Below are 10,305 nucleotides of genomic sequence, written 5' to 3'. Positions count from 1 at the left end.
CTCGCCGTGCTCGAACGCCAGGGGCTGTCGCAGGACGTCTTTCGCGTTGTCGACAGTGCCGGACGTACCGACCGACGCGCCGTCTGTCGAATTCTCGACACCGAGGACGGTTCGCAGCGCTATCTCCTGATGCAGGCCAACAGCGTCCTCGAGGGCTCGCTCTCGAACTGGGATATAGACGCCCGTGAAAAGCAGGCCGTAGCCCGATTTGCCCCGGACAAGCCGGTCGCGTTTAAAGCTGGCATGGCGCCGGTTACCCTCACATTCAAGAGTCCGGAGGTGATGGAGGGGCAGGTCTGGATCCGTCGCAAGGTGAGCACCGCCCCCGGGAAGCCTGAATACACGCTTCGGTTCGCCATGAAACGCGACGGCAAGGCCTACGATCCGCCGGGCATCTGGGGCAAGGCCGGGGGCGCCAGACTGCGCGCCGAGGTTCCGACCGATGGGTTCGTCTGGGAGGCCGCAGGGCCCAGTTATGAATTGTTTGCCGGGAGCGAGTATGAACTGACCTTCGAGCCCGGTGATCGGGAGGTCGAGATCGACCGGATCGTCGTCCTGCCGTCACTCCTGACCGCGCGCATCGTCATCGCCGACCCACGCATCGTCGCCCTCTACGACGTGCGCGACGACCGGAGTTACCCGGTTGTCGAGACCAAGGGCCTGCGCCATGTTGACGTTTCCGTCCGGGCCGGCGTCGGCGTCGTGCTTGGCCTCGTCGAGGCGCCCGCCGGCAAATTCGTCGCCCGCATCGTCAGTCCCGAGGTTGGCCGCGGTGGCTCGCTTCGCGTCGATTGCGAGCTGCAGGGGACCGACGGCAAGCCGCAGGCGCGGAGCACGACCCTGCGCGGCACGTTGCGGCGGGGGTCCAAGAACGAACCGGTCCCGAACACGGTCCAGCACCGGCTGTTCGAAGGCGGCAACGGAATCTTTGAATATTGGATCATGGCCACCGAGCCCGAAGGCCCGGCCACGCTTGAGGTGCTGAATATGGCCACTGGTCAACGGGTTGAAATCCCCTTGACCATCCGCACCCTCGGCGGCAACCAGGATCCGGTCGGCATCGGCTGGACCGCGAAACTCGACGAGCGCCCGAAACAACACAGCCTCCAGATCGATCCGCTTCCGGATCTGCGCCTTCCCGATATCGGCATCGTCGATCTGGCCGGCACGTTCTTTAATGGTGGCGACGCACCGCTGAAACTCGAGCTCGGCTCGGCCATCCCCACCAACTGCTTCCCCGGAGGCGTGGCTTCGTGCCAGTTCACCGCCGCCCCGAATACGACGACGCGCTTCTCAGTACCGGTCATCATCGCCCGGAAGATCGCGCGACAGATCCAGCGCCGCGACCTCACCATTCCCGTCTGGCTCAAGACCCCCGACGGCACCGTCGTAACGCGGCAGAACGTGCGCTTGATGACCAACCCATGGGATGTTGATCCGCCCGTCATCAATGGGCTTATTGATGGTGCCGCCGCGCTGATCGTGACCAACGCCACCGCCACGGCACAGACGATCACCCTTGACCTGCAGCCGCCCCAAGAGATCGTCATGCCGAAGCTGACGCATCGCGTCGAGATTCCCTCAAAGAAAGGAATCAGCGTCACCATTCCCTGCCGGCCGCAAGACATCACGGTGCCCGACGGTCACTACCCCATCACGTACCGCGCGACGCTCGCGCCCGCATCGTCCCAGGACGGCGAAACCATCGTCGATGCGCGAACCCTCTCGCGCTGGTGGATCACTAACGCCAGCACCATGCCGCTGATGAAGGATAGCGACGGCGCGTATGGCAAAGATGGCGGCGACGCCAATATCTCTCAGATGATCGAGCGGTCAGCGGAGCTTGGAGATCTGCTCGATTCCGACGGACCCTGGTCTGGAAACACGAAAGCTATTTTCGGGTCATCGGTTCCCCAGAAGGGATGGACGCAGGCGACGTTCGGAAGCAGTATCTGGCTCGGCAATCTCAAACCCTTGCCGAAGGCGTTGGACGTCATTTGCGCGGCCACCCGCGTCTGGTCGCCCGACGACCGCGATGTGACGGTCAAGGCCGGCCGCCGGACGGTCGCCTATACATGCTTGGACGATCAGGTGGTCCATCGCGTGACCAAAGAAGACAGAAAAAATGAGACCCCCATCTCCGAAAGGCGCTTCGTCGGCCGCTTCCTGCTCAACGGCCAACTGATCTACGACTCAAGACCCAACGCGAAGATGCCCCAAGGCCCCTTCAAGCTGCGTCGGGGCGAAAACACGCTCTTGGTGCAGATCGCAGCCTCTGTGGATAACCCGGTTGGCATGGATTACAATGCCGATCCCGGCAACATCTTCGTGCTCTTCTACGACGCCAAGACCGGTCAACGCAGCCGCGGATTGCTGTTCGACATGGATAAGCCCGCCACGAAGGCGGCCGATTAGCCGACGGATCTGCTGCCGAGTGGGCGTTTTGGATTTTCTGCTAGCTGCGTCCCGCCGCCTCGATCACCTCGATCAACTCGCGGTAGGCGGTCTCGAGATGGTCGTTGACAATCTGGTGGCCAAATTCGTCGGCGCGCGCCATTTCGCCTGCGGCATTTTCCATCCGGACATCCATTGCTTCCTCGGAATCCTCGCCCCGCCCTTCGAGGCGGACGCGCAGGGCGGCCAGGCTGGGCGGACGAACAAAGATGTCGACAAAACCCGCGCGTATCAGATGCCCTGCGGGCAGCGCTTCCACAAACGCCCGCACCTGGGAGGCGCCCTCGACGTCGATATCCATCAGCACGCTCTGCCCCTCGGCCATCGCCTCCTCAACCGGTTCGCGCAGCGTGCCGTAACGGTTTCCGTGAACCGTGGCGTGTTCCATGAACCGGCGGGCCGCCACCCGCTCCGCAAACGCCGCTGGCGTCAGAAAAAAATAGTCCACGCCGTCCTCTTCCAGCCCGCGCGGGTCGCGGGTCGTGCAGGACACCGAATAGGTGATCTCGGGATAGTCCTGCAGCAGCCGGTCACACAGCGTCGTCTTCCCCGCGCCGGACGGCGCGGACATCACGATCAGCAACGGTTTCATCAGTCTCCTCCTCATCCGCCAGTCCGCCGGCGGCCGCGTCCGTCTTCGTCCCATCTCACACGCCCTTACCCGTTCTGACCGCAACACTTTTTGTGCTTCTTGCCGCTGCCGCACGGGCAGGGGTCGTTGCGGCCCACCCGCGGCTCGTCACGGCGGACCGGCTGCGCCGTCGAGGCGGGCTTGCCCATGGCATCCACTGCCGCATCAAAATTCGCCGCCGCTCCGGCCGGCACCGTCACCGACTGCGTGTCGCCGTCGGCTGGAATGATTCCGGCCGCATTGGCCGCGCCCAGCAGCGAAACCGACTGGTGGATCGTCTGCTGCCGCCGCACGCCGCCGCCGCGCATCAGCCGGTCGAAATTGTCGATTGACGCCGTGGCGCGGAAGACCGTGTGCGCGATATCGGTCTTGATGTGCTCGACCAGCTCCTCAAACATCTGGAACGCCTCGCGCTTGTACTCCACCAGCGGGTCGCGCTGGCCATAGGCGCGCAGGCTCACCCCGTGGCGCAGCTCGTCCATCGCCCGCAGGTATTCCTGCCATTGCTGGTCAATGCAGCTCAGCACCACCTGGCGTTCCAGAAACGCCAGCGACGCCGGCGGCTCCATCGCGCACTTCACCTCGTACGCCTCGGCGACGCGCGCATACATCTGCTGGGCGGCCTCCTCAGGCTTGCCCGCAAACGCCGCCAACTCATCGGCGGTCACGGCAATCGGAAACGCCGTCATCAGCGCCTCGGCCAGTTCCGCGGGACGGCACTCCCGGACCTTCGGCGAGTCGAGAAACCCCTCGCACTGCGAGAGAATCAGGTCGTTGAAGATGTCCAAAATCTTCTCGTGCGGCGATTCCGAGCAGAGGACCTCGCCCCGCAGCTCGTAGATCACCGAACGCTGCTTGTTCATCACATCGTCGTATTCAAGCGTCCGCTTGCGGATAGAGAAATTCTGCTGCTCGACGCGGCGTTGCGCCGTCTCGACCGAACGGTTCAGCCAGCGGTGTTCGAGCGCCTCGCCCTCCTGCATGCCGAGTCGGGTCATGATTCCCGAAATGCGGTCAGATCCGAACAACCGCATGAGCTGGTCTTCCAGCGAAATGTAGAACCGGGACGATCCGGGGTCGCCCTGCCGGGCGCAGCGGCCGCGGAGCTGACGGTCGATGCGGCGCGATTCATGCCGCTCCGAGCCGATCACATGGAGTCCGCAGGGGCGCTCGTTGAGCAGATCCCGCAGCGTCCGGGCCTCACCCGCCGGCTTCTCGTCGAGCGTGATCTGGGACTTGACCACCGATTCGGGCGCCCAGACCACGCCGGCGCCGAGCTTGATGTCGGTGCCTCGGCCCGCCATGTTCGTGGCGATGGTCACGGTTCCCGGCTGGCCCGCCGACGAGACGATCTCGGCCTCGCGCGCATGGTTCTTGGCATTCAGCACGTTGTGCGGAATGTGGGCCATGCGCAGCATGCGGCTGATGACCTCCGATGTGTCGACCGTCACCGTTCCGAGAAGCACCGGCTGGCCGTTGCGATGCCGTTCGGACACCTCTTCGATGATCGCCTTGAACTTCTCGCGCTGCGTCTTGAAAATCAGATCGTTCTGGTCAACGCGGCGAATCGGCCGGTTGGTTGGAATCACCGTCACATCCAACTTGTAAATATCCGAGAACTCGCCCGCCTCGGTCTCTGCGGTGCCGGTCATCCCCGCCAGCTTCTTGTACAGGCGGAAGTAGTTTTGAATCGTGATGGTCGCCAGGGTTTGCGTCTCGCGCTCGATCTGCACGCCCTCTTTGGATTCCACCGCCTGGTGGAGACCGTCGCTCCACCGCCGGCCCGGCAGGATGCGGCCCGTGAACTCGTCCACGATCAGCACCCGGTTTTCCTGAACCACGTAATCCACATCGCGCTCGTAGATGCTGTAGGCCCGGAGAAGCTGATCCACGTTGCGCACCCGTTCGCTGCGCTCCATGAAATCGGTCCGCGCCGCCTGCGTGCGCTGGGTTCTCTCGGCGAGGCCCAGCGAGGTGTCGCCCTCGATCGCCGACATCGTGGTGATCAGATCGGGCATGAGGTACATCGAGGGGTCGTCGGGGTTCATCGCCGCGCAGCCCTTGTCCGTCAGCGAGACTTCGCGGCTCCGTTCGTCGATCGTGAAAAACAGCTCCTCGCGGAGCTCCCGGGCCTGCTCCTTGCGCATCTCGGTGAGCATCATGCTCTCCACCTGCTCGTGCAGTTTCCGCACCGCCGCATCTTCCAGCAGGTGGAGAAACTGTTTGTGCTTGGGCGTGCCGTGGTAGACCTGGAAGAGCCGCCACATCGCGGTCTCCTGATCCTGGGTGTCCAGCGCCTGTTTCGCTTCGCCGATCAGGCGGTTGCACAGCTCCTGCTGCCGCTTGAAGAGCCGCTCAACCAGCGGCTTGAGTTCCGCATACTGGTGTGCCGATGCCTGCTGGGCAATGCCGGAAATAATCAGCGGCGTCCGTGCCTCGTCGATCAGAATGCTGTCCACCTCGTCGATGATTGCAAACGCATGGCCGTTCTGCACCACCTGGGACGGATCCATGGCCATGCCGTTGTCGCGCAGGTAGTCAAAGCCGAACTCGCTGTTCGTGCCGTAGGTCACATCGCAGGCGTACTGCTGCCGGCGTTCCGCCGGCGACATGTGATTTTGGATGCAGCCGACCGTCAGGCCGAGAAATTCCAGAACGGCCCCCATCCACTGCGAGTCGCGCAGGGCGAGGTAGTCATTGACTGTCACCAGATGCACATTTTTGCCTGAGAGTGCATTGAGATAGAGCGGCAGGGTCGCCACAAGCGTCTTGCCCTCGCCGGTCTGCATTTCGGCGATCTTTCCCTCGTGCAGCACAATGCCGCCCATGAGCTGCACGTCGAATGGCACCATCTCCCATGGCAGATCGTGACCACACACCTGCCGTTGGGTGCCGCACAGCCGGCGACAGGCGTTTTTAACCGCCGCAAAGGCCTCGAACAGCAGGCTGTCGAGCGTCTCGCCCTGCCGCACCCGCTCGCGAAATTCAGCCGTTTTGGCCCGCAGGTCCGCATCCGATAGCGCCTGATACTGCTGCTCCCATGCGTTGATCCGCTCCACCATCGGACGCATCCGCTTCACGTCGCGCTGATTCTTGGTCCCAAAAATCGCTTTAAGTATCTGCATAATTCTGTCCTAAACCGCCTTGCGGGTCTGGCAACACGCCCAATGAAAAGAGGAAGATACCAAAAAAATGCACGCGACGCAAAGACAAGCGCGCGAATACGCGTGATGGAATCAATGGATTTCTCCGTTCAGCTTTCAATTTTCCGCTTTTCTTCTTCGCGTGGCGACGGCCTCGCGCGGATTCTCCGGCCAGGCGTGCTTCGGATAGCGGCCGCGGAGGTCCTTGCGCACCTGCGTGTAGCCGGTATTCCAGAAGCTTTCGAGATCGGCGGTGATCTGCACCGGCCGCTGCGACGGCGACAGGAGATGCATCAACACGGCGACGCGTCCGCCGGCGACGCGCGGCGTGACGGTCAGTCCAAAAACCTCCTGAATGCGTGCCGCTAGCACGGGCGTCGCGCCCACATCGTAGCGGATGCGGATGCGCGAGCCGCCGGGCACCGTGAAATGGGTCGGCGCCAGGGTGTCCAGCAGGCCGCGCAGCGCGCCAAGCCGGGCGGCCAACGCCCCATGGAGGTCCAAACGCTCGACCTGGCTCCAGCGCAGCACCCCGTCGACACACGGCCCCAGCCAGTCCGCGAGTGTTTCGGCAAGCGCCGCGTCTGAAAAGTCCGGCCAACTCTCCTCGGGACGGGCACGGCGCAGACACGCGACGCGCGCGCGCAGCTCGTTCGTGGCCGGAGTCCAGGAAAGTCGGTCCAGCCCTTTCAGCCGGATCCCCGCGAAGAGTGCCTCCCGAACCGCCCCAGCATCGGGCGCGGCCAGAACCGAATCCCGCAACACAATGGCGCCAAAACGGATACGCCTGACCGCTGTGACCCGCTCGGCCTGGCGGTCCCAAGCGACCACCGGAGCGGCGACGATCCGGTCGGCAAAGTCCGCCTCCAACAGGTCGCGGTCGTAAGGCGCGGCGTGACGAATGCGGGCGTCCGCCCCATCGTCGGCCAGCTCGGCGGCAACCAGCCAGTCATGCCGGGCGAGGGGGTCGGCGGCGTCCAGCACGGCGCCGCAGCCCGAGGCGAGGAGGTAGCGCCCGTCGGGCGAGCGACGCCGGGCGATCCGGTCCGGAAAGGCCCACGCGAGCAGCCGGCCAACATCCATCCGGCAGACATCCGCAGCGTACCGGCGCGACCAGTTCCGGGCCAGCGTGTGAACGCGATCCGCAAAACCCGGCGACACGGAATCGCCGGAATCGAGGCGATCCATCGCCACACGGAGGTCGGTCTCGCGGCGCAATCCCGATTCTCCGCCCAGTTCCGAAACGGCCGCAGCCAGCAGGCAGGCCTGATGCGCGCATCCCTCGGCTTCGCCGCGGAGGATCATGTCGGCAAGGCGCGGATGAATCGGCAACGCGGCAAGACGGCGTCCGCGCGGCGTGATCCGGATGGGCGCATCAACCGCCGCAGCGGACCTGTTCCCCGCCCCGTCCAGCGCGCCCAGATCGGTCAGCAGGGCGACCGCTTGACGCCACGCAGCCTCCGGCGGCGGCGTCGGCCAGGGCAGATCCCCGCGACCGGCGGCGCCCCAGTCGGCGCACTGAAGGACCAGCGGGGCGAGATCGGCGTCGAGAATCTCGGGCAGCGCCTCGGGGGCAAGGGTCCGGTCCTCGGTCTCGTCCCAGAGGCGGTAGCAGACGCCCGGCCCGAGACGCCCCGCCCGCCCCCGCCGCTGATCGGCCCGATCGCGGGAGATGCGGAGCGTCTCCAGACGCGACATGCCGTTGCGCGGCGAGAAGCGCGGCACCCGCATCCAGCCCGCGTCAATCACCACCCGGATCCCCTCGATCGTCAGGCTCGACTCGGCGATGGAGGTGGCGAGGACAATCTTGCGCACGCCCGGCGGCGGCGGCCCGACCGCCCGTTCCTGGGCCTCGCGCGTGAGCGCCGCGTAGAGCGGCTGAACCTCGGCGCCGACGGGCAGGCGCGCCTCTCGGAGGAGCTCGGCGGTCCGGCGGATCTCGCCCTCGCCGGGAAGAAAAACCAGGATCGACCCGCTCTCATCGGCCAGGGCGCGGAGCACGGCATCGGCGGCCTGGCGCGCAACCGGCGACGACGGGAGACGGGCAAGCAGGCGGGTCTCCACGGGCCAGGCGCGGCCCGTGGCGGTGACAACGCGCGGCTGGCAATCGGCGGGCGCACCGGGTTCGGCGAGCCAGCCGACGACCGCCGCCGTATCCAGCGTCGCAGACATCACCAGGAGGCGCAGATCCGGACGCAGCGCGCGGCGCACATCGAGCGCCAGGGCCAAAGCCTGATCGGCGACGAGTGCGCGCTCGTGAAATTCGTCGAAGATCACCATCCCGACGCCCGCGAGTTCGGGATCATGCAGCAGACGCTGCACGAGTAGCCCTTCGGTCAGGATTTCGACGCGGGTCGTCTCGGACACCCGCCGTTCGAGCCGGATGTGATAGCCAATCCGCTCCCCCACCGACTCCCCCAGCAGGTGCGCCATGCGCCGGGCGGCGGCTCGGGCGGCGAGGCGGCGGGGTTCGAGGAGGACGATCCGGCGGCCGCCCAGCCAGGGCGCATCCATCAAGGCTGGCGGAACAAGCGTTGTCTTGCCCGAACCCGGCGGCGCCTGCAAGACAACCGGGCAGTTCCGGGCCAGCGCGGCGGCGATCTTGGGAATCACCGCGCGAACCGGGAGGTCGGGAAGCGTATGGAGCCTGTCAGACATTTCAGAGAGGCCACAGGATACGCCAAAACGACTCGCGCGGAAACTGCAATTCACCTTCCGAATAAAAAAAATACAAAAAACACCGTTGACTTTCGCCCCTCCCTTCGCTATTGTAGCCCGCATTTCACAGCTCTGGATATGGCGAGGTAGCTCAGTTGGTAGAGCAGCGGACTGAAAATCCGCGTGTCGCCGGTTCGACCCCGGCCCTTGCCACCATCTCTTCTGAGGCGCTTTCAAAACCTCTTGTGACATGCGCGTCCCGCCCATGAATCACGGGCAAGATGCCCGTGCCACTTTGGCTGTCAGGGGTTTCTCAAGCGCCTCAATAGGTTTCCGACGACGGGTGAATCCTAGTCCGTGTAGCGGTGATACTGCAGCCAGTCCTCCCTTGCTTTGTCACACTGTCTGCATGACGGTACGATGACATGGGTGGCAGGCCGGGGGATACATCCACCGAGCACCGGCTCAGTTGAATGAGGAAAGCTGTTCGTCTTCGCAATACGATAGGCCTCGCCAGGAAATCTCCCCGGAAACCCATAGGCCACCCGGACCTCTGCAGCATGTAGAAAAGAACGGTGCGCCTCGCAGATGGCGTTGGTTGTCGTCCGGTATACATGACCGACCGTGAAGGATGACATCTCGACGGGAGATGAACACAGCGGCTCAGCCGGAGCATTCGTCGCGCACTCCATGCGACCCACGCTGCTGCGGGTCGCCGGCACCTCCGATGCGCCACTGGGTGCTGCTGTGGCAGCCACTATCGCCAGACCCAGCCTTACGATGATGCGCGTGTGTGTCATATGATCCGTTGCGAGAGAGGCCGGATATCGGAAATGCTCCATGTGTCACAGGCATGCGCTGCTGCTCGGGAAAACGCTCTACAGGTCGTGTTACGAATCGGAGGCTTCCCGCATGAAAACCCCACCCCGGGTCCACCGGAGTGGAACACAAAATGAGCGGGACCGAATCAGTTGATTAGGTGACATTATAGATAGCGGGGGGGGGTATGTCAATCGTTTCTTCAGGGCAAACGCATCTAAATCGGAGCCTTTTTCACCCTCTGGCGCCTTTTCTTGGTCAGAAATAGCGGTGTCGCGCGGGATACCGCTTGCCACCGCACTCCAAATTACCTGCGTCCGGGCGGCAGCGTCTTGGAGTGCGCGCGGCAAGCGGTATCCCGCGCGACGCCGCTTTCTCGCGCCTCCGCCGCGCTCACAGACCCCCGGCACGGCGACGAGAGCCAGAATGGGCAAAAATGAAAGTATTTAGATGACAGAAAATGATTCTGCCTCCGGTCGGTGGACGATTACGGGCGACGATTACGGAGGACGATTTCACACACATAGCGCCGCTTCGCGCATTTCCGGATTCCATTTCGGACGCAGGACGCCGGACTCAGGACGCGGATTAATTTGGACG

3 protein-coding genes and 1 tRNA gene are annotated in these 10,305 nt (G+C 64.3%); 1 reads left to right on the top strand and 3 read right to left on the bottom strand.

The features are described from left to right. Positions 1-2,455 precede the first annotated feature (2,455 nt). The 3 genes from FJ222_10185 to hrpB all read right to left on the bottom strand — a co-directional run bounded on the left by FJ222_10185 (position 2,456) and on the right by hrpB (position 8,886). Positions 2,456-3,061, bottom strand: a complete 606-nt coding sequence (locus tag FJ222_10185; protein MBM4164789.1) for a guanylate kinase — start codon at positions 3,059-3,061, stop codon at positions 2,456-2,458. 50 nt (positions 3,062-3,111) lie between these two features. Continuing rightward, positions 3,112-6,213 carry a preprotein translocase subunit SecA gene (secA, locus tag FJ222_10180; protein MBM4164788.1) on the bottom strand — a complete coding sequence of 1,034 codons (3,102 nt, stop codon included), beginning with the start codon at positions 6,211-6,213 and terminating at the stop codon, positions 3,112-3,114. A 132-nt stretch (positions 6,214-6,345) separates the two neighbouring features. Beyond that, entirely contained in the window at positions 6,346-8,886 is a 2,541-nt protein-coding gene (hrpB, locus tag FJ222_10175; protein MBM4164787.1) for an ATP-dependent helicase HrpB, read from the bottom strand. A 140-nt stretch (positions 8,887-9,026) separates the two neighbouring features. On the opposite strand from hrpB, the gene FJ222_10170 reads away from it, so the two are divergent. Continuing rightward, a tRNA-Phe gene (locus FJ222_10170) sits at positions 9,027-9,102 on the top strand. The last annotated feature ends 1,203 nt before the right edge of the window (positions 9,103-10,305 follow it).

Source organism: Lentisphaerota bacterium (assembly GCA_016873675.1).
Lineage (GTDB): Bacteria > Verrucomicrobiota > Kiritimatiellia > RFP12 > JAAYNR01 > VGWG01.
The sequence above is the reverse complement of the archived record's forward strand: the minus strand, read 5'-3'. Positions and strand labels throughout refer to the sequence as shown.

Coding starts and splice junctions, on each gene's coding strand:
- FJ222_10185 (MBM4164789.1), bottom strand. CDS start 3,061: ATGAGGAGGAGACTGATGAAACCGTTGCTGATCGTGATGTCCGCGCCG.
- hrpB (MBM4164787.1), bottom strand. CDS start 8,886: ATGTCTGACAGGCTCCATACGCTTCCCGACCTCCCGGTTCGCGCGGTG.